Annotated in this window: 7 protein-coding genes; 4 read left to right on the forward strand and 3 right to left on the reverse strand. The window is 68.3% G+C overall.

The window, feature by feature from the left end:
* Genes ACY0PA_RS34965 through ACY0PA_RS34980 form a run of 4 tightly spaced genes read left to right on the forward strand, consistent with a single transcriptional unit; the run spans nt 1 to nt 17961 of the window.
* On the forward strand, nt 1-3243 hold the full coding sequence (locus ACY0PA_RS34965; RefSeq protein WP_473081429.1) for an SNF2-related protein: 3243 nt from the start codon (nt 1-3) through the stop codon (nt 3241-3243).
* On the forward strand, nt 3240-8792 hold the full coding sequence (locus ACY0PA_RS34970) for a hypothetical protein (RefSeq protein WP_473081430.1): 5553 nt from the start codon (nt 3240-3242) through the stop codon (nt 8790-8792). The genes ACY0PA_RS34965 and ACY0PA_RS34970 overlap by 4 nt, the downstream gene beginning before the upstream one ends.
* Nucleotides 8789-15625, forward strand: coding sequence for a DEAD/DEAH box helicase (locus ACY0PA_RS34975; RefSeq protein WP_473081431.1), 6837 nt, complete (start codon nt 8789-8791; stop codon nt 15623-15625). The genes ACY0PA_RS34970 and ACY0PA_RS34975 overlap by 4 nt, the downstream gene beginning before the upstream one ends.
* The gene (locus ACY0PA_RS34980; RefSeq protein ID WP_473081432.1) at nt 15622-17961 is read left to right on the forward strand and encodes a UvrD-helicase domain-containing protein; all 2340 of its coding nucleotides are present in this window, start codon (nt 15622-15624) and stop codon (nt 17959-17961) included. Before ACY0PA_RS34975 ends, ACY0PA_RS34980 begins: the two co-directional genes overlap by 4 nt.
* A 551-nt stretch (nt 17962-18512) precedes the next feature.
* On the opposite strand, the gene ACY0PA_RS34985 is transcribed toward ACY0PA_RS34980, so the two are convergent.
* The 3 genes from ACY0PA_RS34985 to ACY0PA_RS34995 are packed head-to-tail and all read right to left on the reverse strand — an operon-like array spanning nt 18513 to nt 22367.
* A complete protein-coding gene (locus ACY0PA_RS34985) occupies nt 18513-20348 on the reverse strand; it encodes an Hsp70 family protein (protein ID WP_473081433.1) in 1836 nt (611 codons plus the stop codon).
* Nucleotides 20345-21007, reverse strand: a complete 663-nt coding sequence (locus ACY0PA_RS34990) for a hypothetical protein (RefSeq protein ID WP_473081434.1) — start codon at nt 21005-21007, stop codon at nt 20345-20347. Before ACY0PA_RS34990 ends, ACY0PA_RS34985 begins: the two co-directional genes overlap by 4 nt.
* Nucleotides 21008-21056: 49 nt before the next feature.
* A complete protein-coding gene (locus tag ACY0PA_RS34995) occupies nt 21057-22367 on the reverse strand; it encodes a hypothetical protein (protein ID WP_473081435.1) in 1311 nt (436 codons plus the stop codon).
* Nucleotides 22368-23521: the final 1154 nt, after the last annotated feature.

Below are 23521 nucleotides of genomic sequence, written 5' to 3' on the forward strand. Positions count from 1 at the left end.
ATGCGGGACGACGAGGGAACGGAGCGGTTCGTGAGTGGTGCGGGGGCGAGCGACGGCACGACGGTGGCGGGACAGGGGACTTTCGATTCGGTAGACGGCTCGGTCCGTGAGCAGGCCGCACCGGACTCCCTGTCCGAGGCCGGGCCGCGCTCGCGCCGTCCCAGGTTCGCCCCTGGATCCCAGGTCGTGGTGCGTAACGAGCAGTGGCTGGTCAAAAAGGTCGCCGACACCACGTACGACGGCTGGATGGTCGAGGTCACCGGCGTCTCCTCCCTGGTGCGCGGCATGGACGCCGTCTTCTACGAGAAGCTGGACCACATCGAGCCGATCGACCCCGACAAGACCCGCCTGGTTCCCGACGCCTCGCCGAACCACCGCAAGGCGCGCCTCTACTTGGAGGCCGTCATCCGCAAGACCGCGCTGCCGCAGACCGAGCACGGGCTCGCGCTGGTCGGCAACTTCCTCATGGACCAGCAGACGCATCAGCTCCGCCCTGCCGAGCTGGCCCTGTCGAAGGACAACCCTCAGCCGCGCGTGCTCATCGCGGACGTGGTGGGTCTCGGCAAGACCCTGGAGATCGGCATTCTCCTCGCCGAGCTGATCCGCCGGGGCCGAGGCGAACGCATCCTCGTGGTCACCCCGGCGCACGTCCTGGAGCAGTTCCAGCGCGAGCTGTGGACCCGTTTCTCCATCCCGCTCGTCCGCCTCGACTCCACCGGCATCCAGCGCATCCAGCAGGACATCCCGGCCGGCCGGAACCCGTTCGCCTACTTCAAGCGGGCGATCATCTCCGTGGACACCCTCAAGAGCGACGTCTACGCCCACCACCTCGAAAACACCGAGTGGGACGCCGTCGTCATCGACGAGTCGCACAACCTGGTCAACCGGAACACGAAGAACAACGGCCTGGCCCGTCTCCTCGCCCGCCGCAGCGACGCCTTCGTGCTGGCATCCGCCACCCCCCACAACGGGGACGGCGAGTCGTTCGCCGAACTGATCGGCATGCTGGACGACGCGGCGATCGCCGACTCGTCGTCGTACGACGTGAAGGACCTCAAGCACCTGTACATCCGCCGGACCAAGACGGACCGCGAGGTGCGCGACTCCCTCAAGGGCGAATGGGCGGACCGCGGCCCGTCCAAGCCGGTGTTCGCCGAGGCGACCGAGAGGGAGGAGGCGGTCCTGACGGAGCTCGCCGCGCGCTGGATCCCGCGCGACCCGGCGGCCTCCTCCGTGTGCGTGGACTCGATGGTCGCCTACAACCTGCTGAAGGCGTTCCTCTCCTCGCACCGCGCCTTCCAGGTCTCCGTCGCCGCCCGGACCAAGACCCTTGAGAAGCCCCTGAAGGTCCGCAAGGGCCAGGACCCGGCTCAGTTGGAGGCGGCGCGGCAGATCGAGCGGAAGGCGATCGTCGACCTGGCGCGCCTCGCCGACGACCTCGGCGACGACGACTCGTCCAAGCTCGAAGCCCTGGTCGAGGTCCTGAAGGAGATCGGTGTCGGTCCCGGTTCGGACACCCGGGTCGTGGTCTTCTCCGAGCGCATTCCCACCCTGAAGTGGCTGGCCGAGACCGTCCCGGCCCGACTCGGATTCCCGCGGGTGAGGCAGTCGGACCCGGGCGAGAAGGAATCCAAGCCCTGGAAGGCGTACGGCGGGGTCGTCGAGGTCATGCACGGCGACGCCACCGGCGAGCAGGAGCAGCAGCGCATCGTCGAGGAGTTCGGCCTGGCCACGAAGCCCGTCCGGTTGCTGTTCACCGGCGACGTGGCCTCCGAGGGCGTCAACCTGCACCAGCAGTGCCACGAGCTGATCCACTACGACCTTCCCTGGTCGCTGATCCGCATCGAGCAGCGCAACGGCCGCATCGACCGCTATGGGCAGAAGAAGTGCCCCCGGTTCCGGGCCCTGGTGCTCACCAGTGATGTGGAGTGGCGCACCGACGACGCGACCGGTGAGCCCCTGCCGCTCGACGACCGCCTTGTCGGCGCGAAGCTGCTCGCCCGCGAGGAGGAGGCCCACCGCATCGAGGGCACCGCGGAGGCGGTCACCGGGATCTATAAGGCGAAGGAGGAGGAGGACAGGCTCACCCGCGACCTCATCGCCGGACGTACCGTCGAGGAGTCGATCGAGCAGTCGTCGTCGACGTCGGGCGGCGGAGCGAAGGCCATGCTGGCCAGGGCGATGGGCAACGTCGGAGCGAAGAAGCCGACGGACGACGTGCCGCGCGCCACCGTGCCCGGCCTGTTCGGCACGGTCGGCAGCGCCACCGCTACCTCCGACTACTTCGACGAGGCCCTCCGCCAGGTCTGCCACCCCAGCAGCCCCGAAAACGCCCTCAAGCTCCGGCGTGAAGGTGACGGCACCTTGGCCTTCCAGCCGCCGCCTGACCTTCTCCACCGTCTGAAGGCCCTGCCCAAGTCCTATCTGACCGAGCAGGAGATCCTCCCCACGGCGAACAAGGAGGGGCGCATCCGCCTCACCTTCGACAAGGGCCTCGCCGCCAAGCGCCTGAAGGTGGCCCGCGAGGAGTCCGACAGCCAGTGGCCGAACGTCAGTTACGTCTCTGACGTGCACCCCGTCCTGGACTGGGTCACCGACAAAGCGCTCGCGGCGCTGCGCCACGACGAGGCGTTCGTGCTCGCCTTCGACCCGGACCGTGACAAGGCGGCCGACATCGATCCGGAGCTGCCGGCCGCGCTCGACGGCCCGGTCTACCTCCTCCAGGGCATCTACTCGAACAAGGCCGGACGTCCCACCGTCGTCGAGTGGATGGCCGTCACCGGCCTGCCCGACGCCCCGCGCACCCACCGCATGGACGACGCTTTCCTCGCCGCCTGCCGGGTCGGCCCGAGCATGCCGGGGCGTAACGCTCCGGTGAACAAGGACGCGCTCCAGCGCTGGCTGCCGGCCGCGGTCGCCGAGGCGCGGCGCTTCCTGGAGGTACGTGAGGCCGCCTACGCACAGCAGATCGAGGCCGTGCTCGCACCGTTCGAGAAGCGTGTCACGGAGTGGAAGCAGGCCGCGCTGTTCACCGCGGAGGCCCGCCGCTCCCAGAAGAAGAAGAACGACGTGAACCTCACGGCCGACCGGCGCCGGACGCTGATCCGCTCCCTGCGCACTTCGGGCGCTCCGCTGCTGCGGCTCCTCGCCGTCCTGGAACCGCTGGCCGCCACCCCCGCACCGCACACCGGCGAGTCCGCCGCGACCGACCTGCCCGACGCCGGAGAGACGAGCGCCCGATGAGCACCGACTTCGACTCTTTCTCCAACCGCGGCGAGTACCTGTCCGCCCACTACTTCGCCGAGCAGCTCGCCGACGGCCTGAAGAAGGGCGTGTTCGCGGCCTGGACGGACCGCGAGTCCGACGACAACGACAAGCGCCCCACACCGCGGGTCGCACTGCGCGGCATGCGCTCCGTCTACCTCGACGAGAAGTTCCGGGGCTTCTTCGCCGAGCAGGCCAAGGCGGACGCGGAGGACGACGAGCACCCCGACAAGGAGGGCTTCGAGGAGCGCCTCAACACCTACGAGGACGAGGAGTGGTGCGGGCGCGTCGCCGAGTGGCACCGCAAGGTGCTCACCGCCCTCGGCTACGCGGGAGTCGACGCCGAGACCGATGGCCCCCGCGAACTGACCGTCCACCGCGCCGGACGCGACCACACGGTCGAGGTCGCCTGGCACGGAGACGGCATCGTCGCCGTCGACTGCGGCTGGTCCGCGAGCAACGACACCGCCCTGGACGCCGACGGCTACGGCCGTCTGCTTCACCCCCTGCGGACGGTGGGCAACGGCGAGACCTACGAGTCGGGTCATGCGCTCGCCACCTGGCTGTTCCAGAGCGAACTGGGCGGCGAGGGCGGCAGCACCCCGCGCTTCGTCCTGCTGTTCTGTGGCGGTGTGATCGTCCTCGCCGACCGGCAGGCATGGGGCGAGGGCCGCTACCTAGCCGCCAACCTCGACGCCGCCCTGGAACGCTACGACCGCCGCCAGACCGGCGAACTCGCCACCATCGCCGGTCTGTTCAGCCACGACGCGCTCGCCCCGGCCGAGGACGGCAAGGGCCCTGCCATCGACGCCCTGGTCAAGGCGTCCCGGGACAACGCGGTCGGGGTCTCGGGCGAGCTGCGCCAGGGGCTCCAGAAGTCCGTCGAGATCATCGCCAACGAGGTCCTGGCCCGGCTGGAGCAGGCCGGTCTCGAACCCCGCGACCTCGAAAGACCGGGGGAGCCCTTCGCCCGCCAACTCACCCGTGAGGCGCTGCGCTACCTCTACCGCATCCTGTTCCTCCTGTACGCGGAGGCCCGCCCCGAACTGGGCATTCTCCCGGCCGACGACGGCACGTACGAGGCCGGCTACTCGGTGGCCCGCCTGCGCGAGATCGTCGAGCGGGACGCCCAGCTCACGGACGAGACCGCCCGCAACGGCACCCACCTGCACGACTCCCTCGACCTCCTCTTCAACAAGGTCAACTACGGGCACCGCGAGTACGGCACCGAACCGTGGGACGAGCTGGACAGCGACGACGCCGAGACCCGGAAGAAGAAGGCCAAGCAGCGCAGCGAGGGGCGCGGCCTGCGCTTCGAACCGCTGCGGAGTGAACTCTTCGAACCGGCGGCGGTACGGCTCATCGGCCGCGGCACCCGCGACCCGCGCCACGACGAGGACAGCCCCGACGGCCCGGTCTGGCTCGACCTGTGCCTACGCAACAGCGCCCTGCACGAGGTGCTGCGCCTGCTCACCATGAAGAAGGCCAAGCGGCGCGGTGAGCGCGGTGGCTTCATCTCGTACCGCAACCTCGGCATCAACCAGCTCGGCGCGGTCTACGAGGGCCTGATGTCGTACACCGGCATCATCGCCGAGGAGGAACTGAGCGAGGTCGCGAAGGGCGGCGATCCGGAGAAGGGTTCCTGGCTCGTCCCCGCGCACCGGCTCAAAAAGGAGTACGACGAGAAGACCTGGGTCCTGTACGACGAGGGGGACCGCGAGGAGAAGGGCCTGCGCGGGCCGAAGAAGTACCCGGCGGGGACGTTCGTCTACCGCCTCGCCGGCCGTGACCGGGAGACCTCCGCCTCCTACTACACCCCCGAGTCGTTGACGAAGGTCACCGTCGAACTGGCCCTGAAGCACCGCCTGGACCAGGAGAGGGACGAGGCCGGAAACGTCGTCAAGACCCGTGCCTCCGAGCTGCTGAAGTACCGCATCTGTGAGCCGGCGCTCGGTTCCGGGGCGTTCCTCAACGAGGCGATCAACCAGGTCGCCGAGGAGTATCTGCGGCGGCGGCAGGACGAGTTGGGCCGCTCCATCCCGACCGCGCAGGCGTTGACGGAGAAGCAGAAGGTCAAGGCGTACATCGCGCTGCACAACGCGTACGGCGTGGACCTGAACCGGACAGGCGTCGAGTTGGCGGAAGTCTCGCTGTGGCTCAACACCATGCATCCGGGGATGCGGGCGCCGTGGTTTGGGCTGCACCTGCGGCGGGGTAACTCGCTGATCGGCGGGCGGCGGGCGGTGTACGCGGCGGGGGATGTCTCGCCGCACAAGGGCAAGCCACGCTGGCTGGTGGACAAGGACACCCTGGCCCCTACCCGGCTGCCGTTCCGCGACAACGAGGCAGGCGGGCAGGAACTGCCGCTGCCGGACGGTGCGGTGCACCAGTTCCTGCTCCCGACGCCGGGCTGGGCGGCGGTGACGCGGGCGGGCGGTGACGCGAAGAAGCTGCTCGGGCAGCTGGCCGGGGACGGCGTGGAGCAGCTGAAGGACTGGAAGAAGGGCGTCCTCCAGAAGCCGGAGCGGAAGTACACGCAGGCCGGTACGCCGAGGATCGACCGGAAGACCGGTGACGAGGCTGCCTCCCAGTACACGCGGCTGCGGGACGCGTCGCGGCGCGCGGAGTTCCTGTGGAAGCTCGTCGTCAAGCGGATGGAACTGTCGGAGCGGGAGATCGCCCGCAGCATCGACGTGTGGAAAGCCGACCCGAAGGACGAGGAGTTCGCGTTCCTGCGCCGGGCCGAGAACGGTGCCGGTGCGACGCGGCTGTCGAAGGAGAAGGTCTACGCGGATCTCTTCAACGCTGTGGACACGCCGTACTGGCGGCTGAAGCAGGTGATGGACGCCTGGTGCGCGCTGTGGTTCTGGCCGGTGGACAAGGTCAGTCTGCTCGACGGCACGGACGGGGAGTACACGGCGGAGTCCGTTGACGTGGAGGAGCTGCTGGGCGGGTTCGGCGAGCCGGAAACGCCTCAGGAGGCCCCGGAGGAGGCGCGGCCGAGCAGCGAAACTGCGCCTGCCCCTGTTCCTAGGGTGAGCGGGCCCGTGCCCCGGTTCGCTCAGGCGGGGTTGCTCTTCCAGATGGCCGGTGATCAGCCTTCCCTCGACGACGCGGGCATGGAGGCGGAGGGCGAGTATTTCTACGAGGTGCAGAAGGCTGGTGGCGTACCGAAGCAGCGCAAAAAGCCGACGGGCCCCGCTCCGACGCGCCGCCGCCCGGTCATCCCACTCAAGGACCTGAACGACTGGCTGGACTTCCTGGAGTCCATGCTCGGGGTGGGCCCGGTCCCTGAGGGCAGTATCGGATCCGACCTCGACGATCTCAAGGACTTGGGGGAGTACGAGAAGCTGCTCCTGGACGAGATGTGGATGGACCGCACCGACCCGGAGGCGCGCTACCCCTGGATGGGGGTGGTGAGGGAAATCGCGGAAGAACAGGGCTTTTTGCATTGGGAGCTGGACTTTGCACTGGCGTTCGCGGAGGGTGGGGGGTTCGACCTTCAGGTCGGGAATCCGCCGTGGGTTCGGCCGCAGTGGAAAGAGGACCCGGTGCTCGCCGAGTCCGATCCGTGGTTCATGCTCACCGAGAAGCCGCAGGCGGCCGAAAAGCAGCGGCGGCGCACGACTGAGATGGCCGAGGCGGAGGTGGCGGCGTACCTCCTGCAGGAGGTGACGGCCACGGTCACGATGGCCGACTATCTGGCAGCGGCACAGGCATATCCGCTGGTCGCTGGCAGCAAGCCAGACCTATACCGAGCCTTCATGTGCCAGGTGTGGGATCACACGGCGGCATTTGGTTGCGCGGGGTTGATCCACCCCGATACCCACTTCAATGGTGACACCGAGGCCAAGCTCCGGGAGGCGGCCTACCGTAGGTTGCGAATGCACGGCGACTTCGTGAACGCAGGTAACCGGTTCTTCCCTCCGCCAGTCGGCCGGTCCAGCCACTTCGGCGTGCATATTTACGGCACCCGTGGAGAGATTGATTTCCAGCACCTATCCTGGCTCTTCTCCGTCGATGCCCTGCGCCTCTCCTCGGTGCATGATGGCAAGGGTGACGCGCCAGGTGTCAAGTTTGATGGGGACTGGGATGAGCGTCCGCACCGAGAGCGAATCATTCACGTTACGCCGCAGACGTTGAATAGGTGGCGACAGCTCTCAGGGAGTTGGGACATTCCTGTGGAGCAGACCTGGATTTTGACGCCAGTCAGTAATCTCGAAGAGTCTGCTATTAGCGCACTCTCGGCCTACCCGGTGCGACTTGGTGCAGAAAAACATCAGATTAGTCCAGGATTCAGTGAAAGCGTAGTGAAGCAGCGAAAGTTCGGCCCGGCGGGGGATAGTGCGCTGATTGACTACAATAAAGGCAGTGAGGGGTTTCCAGACTACCGTGCGGACTCTTGGTCTGAGGTGATTCTTCAGGGGCCGCAAATCGGCGTGTCCAATCCTCTGTTCAAGCAACCTAGTCAGGGTGGTGGCGAGGTGCGTGGGGTTGACCACATGGTCATCCCTGTTGATTTTGTTCCGGAGTCTGAATTCGTTCGTACTGTGGATGATTCAACCTACAAGCAGCAGCAGGATCTCTGGGTGCATTTGGCTGGTGTCTCTGGTTCGGTAAGGAATCGGGAGGAGGTAGCTGACTCGCATACCGGACCTCTGGCAACATACTCGTCTTTCTATCGGCTCGCGTGGCGAGAGTGGATTGCCATGGATACGGAACGCAGTCTGTATGCTGCTATTATCCCTCCGGGGCCCACTCACTTGCTAACCGTTTTTAGTGCGACCTTGGTTGACAGGGAGTCCACTGCGTTGACTGTGGGATTCTGGTCATCCATTCCTCTCGACTACATGTTGAGAATCACTGGAACGAAACATCTACAGCCATCTCCTGCTCGGCGGATGCCAGTTCCTCGGGCTGACCATCCGCTAGCCCCCGCCCTCCTCCTCCGCACCCTCCGCCTCAACTGCCTCACGACCGCCTACGCCGACCTCTGGAAGGAACTCCACGACTCCACCTGGGCTGACAAGGAGCCCTGGGCGCGCTCCTGGCCCCTGATGTCCACGCGACTCAACGACACAACCCCCACCTGGCAGCGCGACACCCCCCTCCGCACGGAGTACGCCCGCCGCGCAGCCCTCGTCGAAATCGACGCCCTTGTGGCCGTATGGCTCGGCATCGACGCCGACACGCTCGTCACCATGTACCGGGCCCGCTTCCCGATCATGCAGGACTTCGACCGCGTGACCTGGTTTGACGCCACCGAGCGCAAAATCGCCGGTGACCGCTACACCTACGGCCACGGCCAGGACAAAGACCACTGGAAGCAGTTCGAGAAGTACCAGGCCGACCCCGCCAACAACCCTGCCCCCCAAACCCCCGCCCCCGACGGCTACACCGCCCCCTTCTACAAGGCCAACCGCGAGACCGAGATGCGGGAAGCTCACGCCTACTTCCGGAAGCGGCTGGACGAGGCCGTCGCCGCCGGTAAGTGGGACCCGGTGAAGCAGGAGGTGCCGAAGCCGTGAGGCCGACGCTCGAAGCCGAGGGGTTGAAGGAGAGCCTCCTTCAGTACCTCTCCACCACCTACGCGCTGACCGATGAGGGCGCGCGAAAGGCGCTGCACAGGTTCCTGGGGGACGACAACTCCGGCATGTTCCGGGGGCCATTCCTCCGGCTGCGCACGCCCTTCGTCCAAGCCGACGCGTCGTGGGAGGCGTACCTCGACTGGCGACGCACGGACGGCTGGACGCCGTACGCGCACCAGGCCGTGGCCTTCGAGCGGCTCTCCTCCGCGGGTGGTCGGACGCCGCGGCCGACCCTCGTCACCACCGGTACCGGATCCGGCAAGACGGAGTCCTTCCTCTACCCGGTGCTCGACCACTGCGCCCGCGAGCGGGCCGCCGGGCGCGGCGGCGTCAAAGCCGTGTTCCTGTACCCGATGAACGCCCTCGCCACCGACCAGGCGCAGCGCATCAACGGGTTGCTCACCGACCATCCGGAACTCAGCAAGGTCCGGGCCGGTCTCTACATCGGTGAGCGCGCGGCCACCCGGTACGGGCGGGTGTACACCGACCGGTACGACATGCAGGTCACGCCGCCGGACATCCTGATCACCAACTACAAGATGCTGGACCTCCTCCTCCAGCGTGCCGACGAAGCCGCGATGTGGGCGGGCTCCGACATCCGGTACGTCGTCGTCGACGAGTTCCACACCTACGACGGTGCCCAGGGCACGGACGTGGCGATGCTTCTGCGCCGGCTCGCCTCCGCCGTCGGGGCCTCGGAGAAGGGGCGGCCGCTCGGTCGTATCTGCCCGGTCGCCACCTCGGCGACCCTCGCCTCCGGGACGGACGCCGACGGAGCGCGGCAGTTGCTCGACGTGGCGACCCAGGTGTTCGGCACCGAGTTCACCGCCGACGCCATCGTCGGCGAACAGCGGCTGACCGTGGACGAGTTCGTGCCCGGCGGCGACTTCGATCCGATTCTGCCCGTGCCTACCCCCGACGAGCTGGCCGCCCTGCCCGACCCCACGCTCGGTGATGAGGAGTTCGCCGTTCTCGCCGAGGTCGTCACCGGCAGCCGGGACACCGATCCGTTCACGCTCGGCCGGGTGCTGAAGCGGCATCCGCTGACCGCCGCCGTGCTGCATGCCCTGGACGGGCAGGTGCGTTCCACGCCCGAGGTCCTCGACCTGATGTGGCGCCGTGGCGCCCAGGCGTGGGGCCGCACGATCACCCTGCGCCCCGAGGTGGCGGCGAAGGCACTCGCCCGCTTCGTCGCGCTGCTCTCGGTGGCACGTGCCCCGGCGTCCACGCCCGAGGAACCGCGTCCCTTCGTGCAGGTCGAGGTCCACCAGTGGGCCCGGTCAGTGTCCCGTCTCGTGCGGGGCGTACTGCCGTGGCCCAAGGCCGAGTTCGAGTGGGACACGGCCGGTGCGCCCGAGACCTCCGAGGAGGCGGCGGCGCGCACCGCGCCCGTCACCACGGCGACCGAGGGGCAGTCGGCGAACCTCTTCCTGCCCGCCGTGTACTGCCGTGACTGCGGGCGCTCCGGCTGGGCGGTCTTCACCCCGGAGTCCGACGACCTGGACGTCGAGGTCGACACGCACAAGATCCGGCGGGCTTCGGTCAGCCAGGACAAGATGCGGGTGCGCAATCTCATCGCCGCCACCGACGGCGAGGCCCGGGAAGGTTCCGGAACCGCACCCATGGAGGGGGCGGGCCACGCCGCCCAACGTGCCGACGCCAACGCGCTCAGTGTGGCCGGGGCGGGTCAGCTCCGCGTACTTGACGGGCCGAGGCGCAGGCTGCGGCTGCCCGACCCGGTGGCCGACTACGACCCAGAGACCGGGAGCCCCCGGCTGGCCGGCGCCGACTCGGCGTTCGTCCTCGTCTACCTGGGGGAGACTGCGACCACCGCCGCCGAGGAGGACTGGTGTCCGGCCTGCGGCTCGCGCAACACGATCCGCTTCCTCGGTACCGGCGCCGCCGCGCTCGCCGCCGCCTCCGTCACCCAGCTGTTCACGGGCGGGGAACTGGACGAGAAGCAGGGCGAGACGAAGACCCTGATGTTCAACGACTCGGTGCAGGACGCCGCGCACCGCGCCGGCTTCGTCGCCAGCCGCTCGTACACGTTCTCCCTGCGCGCCCTGTTCAAGAGCCACCTCTCCGAGGACGCCCCGACCGCGCTGAACGACCTGATCGCGGACGTGGTCGCCGCGACCACCGACCGCACGACGCTCGCTGCCGTCGTCCCCACGGACCTGCACGACATCAAGGGCGTCAAGAAGCTCCTCTCCGGTCAGGGCCGGGGAGGGGACTACAAGACCTGGCAGCTGATCGGGGAGCGGTTCGCGTTCGAGGCCCTGATGGAGTTCGGGTTCCGCTCCCGCAACGGCCGCACCCTGGAACTCACCCGTACTGCCGCCGCTCAGGTACGCATAGCCGACCCGACGGCCGCCGTCGACATCGTCCGCACCGCGCACACCGCCCCGTACGGCAAGGGCGGCCAACTGCCCGTACCCGACGCACTGGACGACGACCGGTACCTCGGGTTCCTGCGGATCTTCCTGGAGCGGCTGCGGACCCGCGGCGCCACGGGCCACCGCTGGCTGGACGGCTACCTGAAGGAAGCCGGCACCAGCCGCTACTTCATCTGGGGCAAGCGGCCCGTCGGCATGAGGGCCTTCCCCAAGGGCATCGCCGCGCCCGTCTTCCTGCTGAGCGCGCCGAAGTCGAGAAGCGAGTTCGACTTCGCCACCGGGCGTCTCTCCTGGTACGAGCGGTGGGCGCAGCGCAGCCTCGGCCTGCCCCGCGAGCAGGCCGCCGAGTTCTGGTCCCGACTGCTGCCCGAACTCGTCGCCGCCGGACTGCTCGCCGCACGCACGCCCGAGGACAGCAGCCTCAGGATCTACGGGCTCAAGCCGGGCGCCGTCGACGTACAGCTCCTGAAGGACGACGAGGTCAACGAGGCGTACGTTCGCTGCCCGTCCTGCTTCTGGGAGCAGACCGTCCACCCGTCCCTGCTCGGCCAGTGGGACGGCCAGAAGTGTCCCGCCTACCGCTGCCGCACCGGCCGTCTCGTCGCCGGCACCCGGCCGGAAGGGCTCGGCCGACACCAGCGCGACCGCGACTACCGCGAGGACTACTACCGCAGGCTGTACCGCAAGGCCGGCACCTACCAGGTGATCACAGCCGAGCACACCGGCATGCTCACCCGCCCGGAACGCGAACGGGTCGAGGCGGCGTTCCGGGACGGCAGCGGGTTCAAGGACCCCAACGTGCTGTCCTGCACGCCCACCCTGGAGATGGGCATCGACATCGGCGACCTGTCGGCCGTCGTGCTCGCCGCCCTGCCCCGCCGCGCCGCCAACTACGTCCAGCAGGTCGGCCGTGCGGGACGGCGTACCGGCAACGCCTTCCTCCTCACCATCCCCGACCGCAGTCGCCGGGACCTGTACTACCTCGACCAGCCCCGCGAGATGATCGCCGGGCAAATCGTGCCGCCGGGCAGCTACCTGTCGGCCATCGAGATCCTGCGCCGGCAGTACCTCGCCCACCTCCTCGACCTCGCCGCGCAGGGTCGGCTCAAGCGCGCCGACGGGCGGACGCTCGCCGCGATCCCCCGTGAAGCGCCCGCCCTCTTCGGCCCCACCGGATACCTCGAAGACCTCGTGGAGGCCGCCCTCGCCGGTGCCGCCGAACACGTGGAGGCCTTCCTCGGCCTCTTCCCCACCGGCGTCAGCCCCCAGGCCGCCGACGAACTGCGCACCTACGCCCAGCGCGAGCTGCGCGGCACCGTCGAGGAGGCCGCACGGCAGTGGAAGCGCGGGGAGGAGGAACTGCGGCGCAGACTCACCTTCATCGACGAGGCCGTCCGCGAACTGCACGAGGACGACGACGAGCAGCGCGTCCGAAAGGCCGAACTCGAGGCGGAGCACCGGGCCGTCGGCCGACGCCTGATGAAACGCGGCAACGTGACCGCCCAGCAGGCCCTCTGCGACCTCGGCCTGCTGCCGAACTACGCCCTCCTCGACGCCGTCACCACGCTCAACGCCACCCTGTACTGGTTCGACGGCCCCGACCCGAAGACCGGGCGAGAACGCTTCGACTCCAAGGTGCGCCCGTACGAGCGGCCCCAGCGCTACGCACTGTCCGAACTCGCCCCCGGCAACACGTTCTACGTCAACGGCTACAAGCACCAGATCACCGGCATCGAGATCGGCAGCTCCACCCGGCCCGACTGGACGCCCTGGCGGTTCTGCCGAGAGTGCGGCTACGTACGTACCGAGGACGCCGCCGAGGACCGCAGCCCGTGCCCGCGCTGTCACAGCACCGGCATCGCCGACGACGGCTCCTGCCTCCACCACGTGATCGAACCGACCGTCGTCACCTCCCGCGACAAGCGTGACGACGCTCGCATCGGAGACGACAAGGACGACCGCGAGCAGCGCTTCTACACCGTCATCGACGCGGTCGACTTCCCGGCGGAGCACATCCAGGCCAAAGCGTCCTGGCGGCACACCCGTGAGACCTTCGGCGTCGACTACTCCCGCAAGGCGGTCATCCGGAGGATCAACGTCGGCCCGATGCGGTTCGACGCCCGCGCCGAGGAGGAACTGGCCGGACACGACGTCCGGCTGGCGCCCTTCCACGTCTGCACCGCCTGCGGGGCGGCGAGTGCCGACGGCAAGCCCGTCTTCGACCACGAGACCGACGCCCTCGATACCTCCGCCGTACGCAACCCCGCCGTCAAGCACCACCAGCCCTGGTGCCCGCTGCGCCGGGGCAAGAGGGGGCCGGACGCGCCGAAGCAGGAACCGGTGCTCCTCGCCCACCAGCTCACCACCGAGGCCCTGCGCGTCCTGCTGCCGGCCGCGACCGTCCTCGTCGACGAGAAGGTCCACTCTTTCCGGGCCGCCCTGAGGCTGGGTGTCGACCGGCACTTCGGCGGCGACCCCGTCCACCTGGACACCACCCTCGCCACGATGCCCGACGCGGCCACCGGCGAGAGGCGGCACTTCCTCGTCCTGTACGACCGGCTGCCCGGAGGCACCGGCTACCTGGACCGGCTCAAGAAGCCCGACGCCTTCCGCGACACTCTCGCCGACGCACGACAGATGCTGATGGCATGCCCTTGCAAGGAAGAGGGGCGGCGGGCCTGCCACCGCTGTCTGCACCGCCACGCAGAGGAGCGGCACCAGGACGTGGTCTCACGCAAAGACGCGCTGGAGATCATCAACAGTCTGCTCGGTCCCGTCGACGAGGACGGACGTCCGCTCACCGACGACGAGGGAAACCCGGTCAGCCACTGGGCCACCAAGGAGATTCCGACGACCGCGGCGATCGGCCTCGACCGGCAGGTCGAGTCCGATCTGGAGGCCCGTTTCCTCGCCGCCCTGCGCAGCTGGAGCACCGGCCAGGACGACGCCGCCCTGGAGGAGAGTGGCGCGCACAGCGGCCTCCTGCGGTTCGCGGGGGCCACGGCATGGCGCATGACAGCCCAGCGCGACGAGGAGTTCACCCGGACCGACTTCACCTTCGAGCGGACCGACGGCACACCCCAGAAGGTGCACGTCTTCCTCGACGGCCACCGGTTCCACGCCACCCGCGCGCACAACCGGATCGCTTCCGACTGCAGGAAGCGGGACGAGCTGCGAGCCGGCGGAGCCCTCGTCTTCCAGGTCACCTGGGACGACCTCGAACTCTTCGAGAAGGGCGAACGCGCCAAGGCCCGCCCAGTATGGCCGCCTTACCGGCGCACCGGCCAGGACACCGCCAAGGACTGGTACGAGGAACTCGGCGGCGACCGCGCCGACCTCGCCGACGCCGTATTCGCCAACCCCATCGATACGCTCCTCGGCTACCTCCGCGACCCCTCCCGCGCCCGCTGGGGGCGCCGGGCCCAGGCGCTGGTCGGCGGACTCCTCAGCGCGCCCGAACCGCTGGCCCAGAACGTCAGCCCCACCCAGGCCCGCGCAACCCTGCGCAGCGCCCTGGGCTCCCTCGCGAAGGGCGGGAACCCGGCGGCCGACGTCGAACCCCTCACCGGGAACGGCGAGATCCTCGTCCTGTCCGCCACCGACGAACACGGCCTGCCGCTGCTCTACACCGTCGACCCGTCCGGCGGACCGGACGGCACCGCCGGGGTCGGCTGGGGCGCCCTCGCCGTACTCGACGACCAAGACGGCGACCAGCTCGGTACGGCCGCACACAAACTCCGGTGGCGATCCTGGCTCTACTGGTCCAACCTCCTCCAGTTCCTCGCCTTCACCGGCGGCGACGGCGTGCAACTCGCCGGCAGCCTGGCCGCCGACTTCGCCGTGGAGGCACTGCGGGTCGGAGGCGGCCCTGGTGAGCTGGAGACGCTCATCGCGCGGCTGCACCCCGAGACGGCCACGACGGGCCCATCGGCGGACGGTGCCAGGGCCGCGGCGGAGAGCACCGGGGCGGCAGCGGCGCCGGACCGGGCCTCGACCTCCTCCTCGCTGGAGCAGGCGGTGGAAGAGCTGCTCCGGGACGCGGCCTGGGACGAGGACATCCTCGAACTTCTCGAAGAGGACGAGCCCGACTCCGACCTCACCCGGCTGGCCAAGGCACTCGCCGCGCGGGGCAAGAAAGCCCCGGTCTTCGGCTATGAGCTGGGCGATCGCGGCTGGCAGGCCGACTTCGCCTGGCCCGGCGCCGCCAAGGTGGCGGTGTTCGTCGACTCCGACGCCCACGACAGCGAGGAACGCCAGAAGCGGGACGACGCCTACACCGGCGACGGCTGGACCGTGCGTACGGCAGCCGACTGGCTCGACCACCTAGACACCCTGCTCACCCTGCTCCCGGACACGGAAGGCGCCACCCACCGATGACCGCACGGCTCAGCCTGTACGAGAAGGCCGAACAGGAGCTGTACAAGCTCGACCGCTCGGTCAAGGGCAAGTTCTACGACTTCTGCCACCGCTTCCGGCAGAACCCCGACCACCCCGGTCTCGACCTCAAGCCGCTCAAGGGCGACGGCCGCGTCTACCGCGCCAAGATCGACCAGTCCTACCGCGCCCTCCTCGCCAAGATCGGCATCGACGGTGCCGGCCGCGAGAAGTGGCTGGTCGTCGCCGTCCGCCACCGCAAGCACGTCTACGAAGAACTCTCCGTCGCGATCAACCGCATCACCGGAGAGATCGAGTTCGTCGACCTCTCCGTGGTGGGCCAGAGCGTTCTGCAGCGGGCCGGGATGACGCTCACCCCGGCCGAGCAGCACGAAGCCGCGGACGAGCCGGAGACGTCCGCCCCCGAACCGGCCACCGCCGAACCCGCGGACGGCACGACCGCCGTTCCCCCGGCCGAGCGGCTCCTCGCCGACGTCACCGCCGAACACCTCCGTGACCTCGGCGTCGCCGAACAGCTCATCGACCTCGCCCTCGCGGTCACCGAGAGCACCGAACTCGACGCTCTCGTCTCCGGCGCCCCCCTCCTCACCAAGGACATCCTGTACGGCCTCGCCGCAGGCCTGTCCATCGCGGACGTGCGCAAGGAGATCACCGCTCCCGTCGACGTCGAGCTCGACGAATCCGAGCGGAACGACCTGGACGCGGCGCTCGCCCGCACCACGGTCACCACCATCGACGACGCTCTCAAGGACATCATCGAAGAGGGCGACTTCCGAGCCTGGAAGGTCTTCCTCCACCCCGCCCAGGCCAAGCTCGTCGACCGCCGCTACAGCGGCCCGTTCAGGGTGTCCGGCGGCCCCGGCACCGGCAAAACCATTGTCGCCCTCCACCGCGTCAAGCACCTCGCCGAACAGCTGCCCCCCGGCCACAACAAGCCGATCTTGCTCACCACCTTCACCAAGAACCTCACCACCGACCTGCGTGCCCGCCTTGCCTCCCTGCTCGAACCCGAGCAATTGGCCCGCGTCGACATCACGCACATCGACCAGCTCGCCGCTCGCGTCCTCAACGAGAACACCGTCGCTGGCGCTGGCAAGCAGCGCATCTACGACAGCGTCGCGCTGAACACGCTCCGCCAGGTCCTCCTCGAACTCGACGAGAAACGGTGGGACGCCGAATTCCTCTACGAGGAATGGGAGCAGGTGATACTCGGCCAGTCCCTCGGCACCCGCAAGGCGTACTTCGACGCGCGGCGAGCCGGACGGGGGCGGTCCGTCAACCGACCCGACCGGGCGCAGATCTGGAAGCTCCTGGAGCAGTTCACCACCCGTCTCGACAAGGAGGGCCGTGAGACGTGGGGTCAGGCCGCCGAGCGCGCCGCCCGATTCGAGATGCAGCGTGCTGCCAAGATCGAGCATCGTCATGAGTACAAAGACGAGATCGGCGGCAAGGACCTCATCCACCGCGATGACAGCTCCGGCATGTACTACCTGGGTCACCGTTACAAGCACGTCGTCGTCGACGAGGCGCAGGACCTCAGGCCCGCCCACTGGAAGATGCTTCGTGCCATGGTCGCGCCGGGCGAGGACGACATGTTCATCGCCGGCGACACCCACCAGCGCATCTACGACCAGCAGGTCACCCTGGGGACCGTCGGCGTCAACATCCGCGGTCGCGCGGCCCGCCTCACCCTCAGCTACCGCACCACCCGCGAGATCCTGAACCGGGCCATGGAGGTGGTGAGTCCCAAGAGCAGCCAGATCGCTTTCGACGACCTCGACGACGGCACGGACAACCTTGACGGCTACCGATCCGTTCTACGTGGCCCGGCCCCCGACTTCGTCCGCTGCGAGAGCTGGGACGACGAACTCGCCCAGCTCGCCGCCACGCTCCGGGTCTGGCGCCAGGAACTCGCTACCGGCGGAGCCGACGGCAAGGCCCGCGACCCTCGCGGCAACATCGCGGTGTGCGTCGCCGACCGTGAAGCCGTCAACCAGGTCATGTACTACCTGGCGACCGAGGCCGAACTAACCGTCGCCGAACTCACCAAGGAAGGTGCCAAGGGAGACGGCGACATCCACGTCGGCACCATGCACCGCTTCAAAGGCCTCGAATACCAGAGGCTCGCCATTGTCGGTGCCCGTGACGGTGTCATCCCTCGAGCCTCCGTCGTCCAGCGCTACCGCGACACGGACTCCCGGCGCCTCGCCCGGGAGGAACTGAAGGCCCGGTCACTGCTGTTCGTCGCGGCCACCCGCGCTCGCGACACCTTGCGCATCAGCTGGTACGGCAAGCCGAGCCCGTACCTGCCGAGGTAGGGATGTGCGAGAGCTCTGCCGCTCGCCAAGGGTTGCAGGGCTCTCGTGGCCATGCACGACAGTCATACCGGCCAACCCACACCCACGTCGACGAATGGATGATGGGTGTGCTCGCCCATCGTGAAGGTGTGAACCCCTGTCTGTTCTGACGGACCGGTTTGGACGTCAGCCGGACTCTGACTCGCCTCAGCCGAGGTCCGCCGTCTGCTGGATGCTCACCCGCGGTTCCGTCAGGGCCATGTCTGTGTGGGCCTGCGGCGCAGGCGACCCGATGCGTCACATGGATTCGCCTGCGCCAGCATGTCAGCGGCGATAGACGGATGCGGCGTTCGGGGTACGTGGATTGAAGACCCAGATTCCCTGCGAGTGCGTGGCCCCCGTTACTCGCCCGGCTGCGCGGAGCCAGGGGTTTGCCTTCTGGAACGGGGCGAAATTGTCGTTGGAGACGATGACCCCGCCCACCTCGGCTGCGATGCTGATCACGAGTGCGTCGCCGCGACCCTCGGTCCCGGCCGGAGGTTGTACGACGGTGCCCGCGGCGATGGCGGCTTCTACGTCGGGGCGCTCCTCGGCGGAGACGTCGTGTCGCAGGGTGGCGTCGAGACGACGTGGATGTCACGGTCGGGGTGCTTGAAGCGAAGCGACCTGATGGCTGCTTCGAGGGCGGCGAAACTCGGCTTGCCTCCGGCGGCACGAGGCGGCCGGCCGTTCCAGGCGAGATTTGATCCGTCCACGACGAGCGGCGTCGTCACCGCGGCGGCTGCGGGCGCAGACGCGTGAGAAGGCTGCCCGGGAACCGGCGCCGGCCGGTGGGCGGGAGGGGAAGAGCTGTTATCCGCCGTCCCACGGTTCTGGTGTGGATGTGTCGGCGTCGCTGCCGGGCGGGCAGTCGGAGTGAGAGCGTTGAGGCGGTCGAGCTCCTGCTTCACTTCCGGCAGGACGTTGCCGTCACCGAAGACCTTCACTTCTCCCTCAAGAACAGGTTCACCCGTCTTCTGTAGGGTCGCCTTGACGGTGAGGAGGCCCTCCTTGCTGTAGGTGTACTCCAGGTCGAAGACACCGTCCTCGGCCTTGGATCTTTGTGGATAGGTCAGAACAAGATCGGTCAGCTTGACGTTGTCCGGGTGGTCGATGGGGCGGTCCGGGTGCCCTTCCCATACCTCCACGGTGAGGTGGGAGACGTTGTCTCTGGTGGGTTCGTACGACTTGACTCGTTGCTGAGGCAGGCGTTGGTTCCGGTCGATCAGGGAGCTGAAGCGGCGCTTCCCGTCGCGGTCCTTGGTAACCGTGCCCAGCGCGTGGGTGTTGACCACACGGACGATGCTCGTCAGCTCACCGTCCATCGCCGCAGCGCAGATTGCTGCCCCCTCGGAGACGGCTGTCATGGGGTTGCACAGTGCGGTGTCGACGAGTTCGCAGTCGAGCGCCTCCGATACCGCGGCGCGCACCGCCGGGATCTGGCTGCTGCCGCCGATCATCAGCACTGCTGTGAGATCGTGCGGATCGATCCGGGCCTGTTCCAGGCATTGCTCTACCGGGTCGAGCGCACGGTTGATCAAGTCCTGGATGGCTTTGGAGAATTCGTCCTGACCGATCTCGACCACGACCGAATCGGGGGTGACGATACGGACCGATTCCTGCTGGGAGAGCAGGATTTTCGCCCGTTCGATGTCCAGATTGAACTGACGCTTCTCGGAGTCGCTCCACCGGCCCTGGGCGGGAGCCCGGTCAAGGACGATGCGCCGCAGTCGTGCGTCGATCTCGAGTCCGCCGAGACGGTTGACACCTCGGCTTGCCTTCTCGTCGAAGAACCCGCCTTCGTGTAGGAGCAGGGTGGCGTCCATGGTGCCGCCACCCCAGTCGAAGACCAGAAATTCGCCGTCGAGCTCCATCTCGTGTGCGTAGGCGATTGCGGCCGCTGTCGGTTCGTTGAGCAGTGTCCGGGCCTTGATGCCCGCGGCGCGGGCGGCCTCGCGCGTGCGGAAGCGGGCCGCTCCGGTCGCGTTGGCGGGCACGGTGATGACGGCCTCACGGATCTCGGTGGCAGCCTCCTCCTCAGCCGCGCCGACCATGGCGCGGAAGACCCCGGCCGCCGCGGTGGTGGCGGCGAACCTCTCACCGCCCAACGTCACGAACGGCTCCTCGCGCAGCATCCGCTTGCATGCCTCAACCGCGGTTTCGGAGCGGAGCTTGGCCTCCCAGCCGAACAAGGTGCCGGGCCGCAGGGAACTGGTGCCCACCACCGACGGGTAGAGCAGGTCGAAGCCCGGTCGGCGCCAGTCGGCGTCGAGCCCCTGGCCGCCGATCTCCAGTACCTCGACGTACTCGCCGTTCCACTGGGCCACCACCGAGTTGGTCGTACCGAAGTCAATGCCCGCCGCTGTCATGCTTCCTCCCCCGCCGCCATGCCCTTGGATGCGGACACTCGCCGCAGCTGTCCTGCCAGAATGACCTTTCCGGTCAACTCATCGACATACGCCGGACGCAAGAGCTCGAAGAGCTCGCCTTCCCCCTCGGTGACCACGAAGCGGTCGCTCTCCTCCGGCTCCGTCAGCCTCAGCAGTCGCAGTTCACGCAGGTGAGCTGTCATCGCGCCCTCAACCGTGTCGCCGCCGTGGGATTCCTGGGACCACAGCAGGGCGTCGATCTCGGCGAGCCGTCCGGCGAAGAGGGCGCGGGTGCGGAACTCATCCAGAACGGCCTTGCGCACCGCTGAGTTCAGCACGGAAGGCGGAGGGCAGTCGCCGAGTCTGACGCCTTCTATGGCTTCCGGTACGCGCGCTACGACCCCCTTGATGATCGTCACCGCGTCGATCGGCGGAGGGCTCGTCGGCGGTTCGGCGGTCTGCACGGCGGCTGGTGCCGTGGGAGCCTCCAACCGGTGCACCTTGCGGCCCTTTGCACCGCCTGGTTTGCGCGATGCGGCACTTGCCTGGGGACCGGGTTGGGTCTGGCCGCACTGCGGGCACGGCCGGTGCGGTCGCTGGCCCTTCGGGATCTTAGGGATCTTGGGGCCGCGCTTCGCGCGTGTGTTCTTCGGATTCATCAGGGTTCTGCCTTGTTGGATTCGATTGACCGGTCTGTGAACTGACGCATCACCGGGTGTGGCTGTGGCGGTCGAGATGCGGGGCCGTAGTGCGGAAGTCGTCCAGGAGTTCGACGGCGGCCCGTGCTCGGATGGCCTCGAGATCCGCGCCACTGGTCACCGAGGTACGACGCCGCAGGGCCTCCAATGGCGGCACCACGTTGCGGGGTACGACACAGGGCATGGCGTACTGGGATGAGTCGAGCGGAAGCTGGAAGAAGACGTCCCAACCCGCTTCACTGCGCAGCGCGTCCCGGATACGGTCCTCGGCTCGGTTCAGCCCTGCCTGGGCGACCGGATCACCCTCATGGTGCCGGAAGATCGCACGGCAACGCTCTTCCCAACTACCGTCACCATGGCCCAGCCCAATGTCCAGAAAAGGGTTGGTTACCGGACCGCGATTGTTCTTCGTCGTCCTCTTCCAGGCGCGGACAAGCGCAAGGTTACGTTCGGCGATATCCCCGCCCGTCGCCGCCGCCTTGCCGGCGTGCTCCTCGGCTGTGTCGAGATCGCCCATTGCCGCAGCCGAGTACGCCGCAATGGCATGCGCCTCCAGTACCAAACCAGTTGGGACTTTCCGAGTGCTGCCGCCCTCGCGGGTAAGAGACCGCGACTGATGAGCCGCCGCCTCCAGATCACCGGACTTCGCGAGGTCATACGCCCGGTTGAGGGCGACGAGCGCATAGAACGGGCTACGTCCGGCGTCGACGGGCTGCCGTGGTGTCCACAGTGCTGCCATCAGCAGCCACAACCCACGATCCGCGGTCATTTCGACGGGCCACTGGCCCGAGAGGGCCCCCGACTTGATATTGCGCAGCTCGATCTGCTGCACCCGGGGCAGCGCGGCGTCGAGCGCTCCGAGGGCCGACACATCGCCATCCATAGTCACGTCATACAGCAGGTCCCAGACGTCCTCGGGCTCTTGCCGCAGGAGCGTATGGCCCTTGAGGAAAGCGTGCCTGCGCAGGTAGAAGTGCCATTCGAGCTGCTCGGCCTGCTCCAGGGTGAGCGTTCCCGGGGCGAGGCGCGCTCGAAGGTACAGCCCTTCGTCGTCGTCACGCGCTTGCCACGGTTCGTCCTCGGGCACCAGGCCGCCGTGCTCGATTAGATCGTCGAGGACGGAGAGGGGAGCCCAGGAGAGGAGGGCCTCGAGGAAGCGGTTGGGTAGTGGGATCGCGCCGCGGGTGGCGGCGGTGGCGAACAGGGAGAAGGCGGCGCCGCCCGAGATGGTTTGCGAGCGCTTGCTGACGAGCTCCAGGCCCGGCGCGGTCGAGCACAGCACTCGGCACCGTTCCAGCCCTGTCTCGTTGAGCCAGTGCACGTTGGTGGCCCCACAGGGCGCGCAGGTGAGTCAGAACGGAGCCCGGCGGAAGAAGGCCCAGTCCAGTGCGGATTGCCGGAAACAAGGTCTCACGGTCAGGCGCGCCTTCCAGCGCTTGGGAGAGTGCGGCCCGCTGGGCCTCGGGCAGACCAGGGACGGATGTCACCTCCGTCAGCATGGCGAGAACCGCTTCGACAGCCTCACTGCCGCCGACCCCGAGCCATCGCCATTTGCGCTGTACAAAACCGCTTACCCCCGTAGGGCCCTGGCTTTGGCGGCGTTCCAGGGCGCGCGCCAGACGCTCTCGTTCTGCGGCCTTTGCCGCGCGCCGAGAGGCGGCTGGGTCCGTTATGTCGTACACCCCCATAGGCTATCTGCACGGTCGGACAATCCCCATGGCCTGGCGGATATCGTGAAGTTGAGATGAGTAGGCCATCGTCGGCGCATCTGACTGGTCGGCCTGGTTGGGGGTGCGACCCGGGGCGCGGAAGTCGACGGAGCGGATGTCGCCCGCCCATCCGGACAGGACCGATACCTGCGCCCCGCGGTTCGGTTGATCGCGCGTGAACGGAGATGCGGGCCTCGGAGCTGGTGTCTTCGGCTGGGCAGTGGCGGAGGCGCGTCATCGGCGGCTGGGTTCGGCGCCGACTTCGCCCCGGTTGGTGCCTCCTGCGTGAGGCGATATCCGTTGGCCATCATGGCGTGCGCCGCCTGCTGGAGGTCTCCGCGAGCCATTCCGCTAGGAAGCGGCCCCAGCCGCCGGCGGTGGGTTCGCAAGCGAGCGGCGGGTGGTATAGCCCCGTCGCCGGGACCGGCGTGGTGAGTTCAAGTTGGTGCACGGGTCCTTGGATTCGTCAGCACAGGGACGTCGCCTTCCCCCAGCGGCTTGACCGAGGATGCGGCGAACCTGATCGCTGCGGTGACCTCGTTAGAGTCGCCATGCTGCGTGGTCATTGTGAGTATGTGGCCACGTACTCACGCCCGTCCTGCTCGGGGCTCGTCATGTTGGGAATCCTCGCCGCCTCGCCCTACGCGGGGTTGCCCTCTGCACCCCCATCCGCCTCGAGACCAGGCGTGGCCGCGCTCCTGAAGCGGCATCACCTGTCATTGTGTCCGATCAGTTCGAGCAGAGCGGACGGTACCCGGTCACTGCT

It is taken from the genome of Streptomyces sp. DS1-CR2, assembly GCF_055760475.1.